Origin of the sequence: Massilia soli, from assembly GCF_016809835.1 — a bacterium.
In the GTDB taxonomy this organism is placed as follows: domain Bacteria; phylum Pseudomonadota; class Gammaproteobacteria; order Burkholderiales; family Burkholderiaceae_D; genus Telluria_A; species Telluria_A soli.
The window spans coordinates 1-2,739 of sequence record NZ_JAFBIL020000020.1 but is presented as its reverse complement, the minus strand read 5'-3'; the positions used below and the strand labels follow the sequence as shown (position 1 = coordinate 2,739).

Genomic DNA, 2,739 nt, shown 5'->3' with positions numbered 1-2,739 from the left:
ACCGAATATACGTGAGCAGTCGTACCTAACAGCCAAAGACGGAATGTTTGCAAACAAGGAGGAGTCCATATACGGTCCTTCGGGCTGAGTCGGATCAGGCATAGGCAGAACTGCGAACAACATGAAATTTGATAAGAATCTGACTTCACGACTGCCGAAGAACGGCAACGATGTCGAGGGGGCCAAAGAACTGCTGGCCTTAGGTTATCCCGCGATAGCGCCTGTGTTGCCACATCTTTTCCAGTGGCTGGAGACAGGTGGTCCCGTTGTCGAATCTGTCATTCAACCTTTCTTTGCAAAGTTGGGCGCGCCTGCTCGAGATCTGGTCTGCAAGGCGCTTGAGGCTTCCGTTAAACCCGCGCTGAAGTATCGTCTCTTGCGCTACGTGCTCCCCGCATGGCCGCGTGAAGCACTGATCACTCTACCTCTAGAGCCGTTGCTGCAGCAATACGATTCCCATGGACTAGACGTCTGGGCACTCAAGTTGATGATTGATAAAAACATTCAGGCCCACGCCTGCCTGGAGGAATGGAGGGAGCTTAAAATCAGGCGCTTAAAAGAGCAATTAGAGGTGCTAGAACGTTAGAGCGTTTCTAAGGAAGCGTTGATCTATTGAAAATCTGGCGCCAGCGCCAGAGGTCAACTACTTTGATCCGACCACGGATTGACCTGTATGTGGCGAATGACTGCTTCGGGTCGGATGCAGTGCCCCCAGTGATAGACTGCTACCGGCCAGAAGCAGAGCTTTGTACTAAGCCATTCCCGCTGCTTGGCTATGTTTCAGCGAAAATAGTCAAACAATGGCGCGTGCGGCCTGCAGTGGGCGCTGCCGGCCAACAAGTAATAGCCAGGGAAGGATATAAGCGTGACCATTGGGAAAAAACCGGACGGCGCTCGGCTGGACAAAATTGTCGCCGACGCACGGCGCGCGGCCGACCAGCGCGAGCTGGGCTATCGCGAGCGCTCCCTGAAGATGTATTCGTGGGTGTGCGGGCGCTGCATGCGTGAATTCACACATAGCAATGTGTCGCAACTGACGGTTCACCATCGTGACCACAATCACGCCAACAATCCGCCTGATGGCAGTAACTGGGAATTGCTGTGCCTTTACTGCCACGATAACGAACACTCGCGTTATCTTGAAGCCGACCGCGGAACTGGTCTCAAATCGGCCGAGGTCGCGCCCGCAACGCATAACCCCTTTGCCGCATTGGCCGGTCTGCTGAAAAAGAAAGAATAATGGTGGGGTCTTGTCGGTGTGATGCGTCCGGAGGCCAGACGGGTCCGTTATCGGTCAAAAGCGGACCTATGACAGCCGTGTCCACCTTACTCAATACTATGGTTGGAACACGTGCCATCCGTAACTCACCGCTATCACTAGTCCAGCAAACACCAAAAGAAGAACTACGCTGTAGAGGATGCGGACTAGTGAGAACGACTGTGTGGCTGTTTTCTGCTCCACGAAACGCGTTGCTTTGTTGTTCCAGACAAGATCACCTAGGAATTCGAAAGCCAATTGAAGCGGGATAGCAAGTAGCAAGACCCACAGCCATGCGCTTGGTGTGGACGGGATATTGGGGTAGGAAAAGATGGCCCAGCTCAGTAGAAGGAAGACTGACAGGCCAATGTAAATGCCTATAAATTTGATCGCGGTACGCATCAACTGATAGTACTAAATTTCGGCCGCTTTGGGTCGACATGAGTCGTGTAGTGATAGACTGCTTTCGGCTGCGGATTCAACCGGTGGTCGCAACACTCTAACCCAAGAGCGTCAGCAAGGGGAGTGTTGGAGATGAAACAGAAACCTCGGATCTATTACACGGAAAGCCAGAAGGCGTTGATGTGGGAACGCTGGAAGCAAGGTGATTCCCCCCAAGTTATCGCCCAGATGTTCGGTCGAAATCATTCTTCGGTTCAAGGAATCCTTGCTGAGACAGGCGGTAAACGCCCGGCGCCGCGATCTCGATCGAGACTTGCGTTGACGTCGGCCGAGCGCGAAGAAATTTCTCGGCATGTGGTCGCGAGTCATCCGGGGTGGTTCGCCGACATTACAATAGTTCCGCAGTCGGCCAGAAGCAGACAGCAGAAGCTTATTAGCTTCCCATACGCACGGTCTTACGAGCGATCAACTAGTGGAGTTCGACTTGCCTTTTTCATTCCTGCTTGTTTTGATGTTCATGCTTAGTGCCTTCATCAGCCCATTCGTCGCGATTGGGGTCATTTGGTCGCTAAGTGTCAAACGATGGCATCACGTCGGAAAACAGGCAGGCAAGTGCGGCATTGGTTTGGGGGTGATATTTATTGTTGCGTGTATTGCTCTAAACGCCGCGGTCGGTGAAGGAAGTCCTATCCCACCGACGTCCGTTGCACTGTCGGGTGGTGCCGGCTTCACTGGAGGCGCACTGGTCTACTGTGCATGGGTCTGGGTAAAGGTCCGAAAACGACTGGCGTCGACCACCTGACGTCCGCCTCGGGTCGGTTGCAGTCGTTCCGCGATTGACTTCCAACGGCCAAGCCGACATACAAACACGACCATTTGGCCCCTAGGATATTGAAATTGAACTGTCACTTGAACGAACTGGGCGAGCCGCATCTTCAGGTCGCCGGCCTAAAGCATTGGGTTCACGAATACCAGTATCGGGACGTGGACGACTTTTGGGATTGAATCGCCACGACTTCTGCAGACACTCTTGAGCCATAATTCTGGGCTAAAGGAGTGAGTATGAGTGGCAAACGATA

At 53.2% G+C, this 2,739-nt stretch carries 3 protein-coding genes and 1 pseudogene; all 4 read left to right on the top strand.

Annotated features, from left to right (window positions below; all coding sequences use genetic code 11):
- Window positions 1-121 precede the first annotated feature (121 nt).
- The 4 genes and pseudogenes from I4X03_RS22910 (at window position 122) to I4X03_RS22895 (ending at window position 2,462) form a co-directional block, all read left to right on the top strand.
- Window positions 122-586 carry a hypothetical protein gene (locus tag I4X03_RS22910; RefSeq protein ID WP_223471429.1) on the top strand — a complete coding sequence of 155 codons (465 nt, stop codon included), beginning with the start codon at window positions 122-124 and terminating at the stop codon, window positions 584-586.
- A gap of 279 nt (window positions 587-865) precedes the next feature.
- Entirely contained in the window at window positions 866-1,240 is a 375-nt protein-coding gene (locus I4X03_RS22905; protein WP_370660550.1) for a YajD family HNH nuclease, read from the top strand.
- Between the two features lie 552 nt (window positions 1,241-1,792).
- Window positions 1,793-2,023: pseudogene (locus I4X03_RS22900) on the top strand (IS30 family transposase); the annotation flags it as partial.
- 121 nt (window positions 2,024-2,144) lie between these two features.
- Window positions 2,145-2,462, top strand: a complete 318-nt coding sequence (locus tag I4X03_RS22895) for a hypothetical protein (RefSeq protein WP_223471433.1) — start codon at window positions 2,145-2,147, stop codon at window positions 2,460-2,462.
- Window positions 2,463-2,739: the final 277 nt, after the last annotated feature.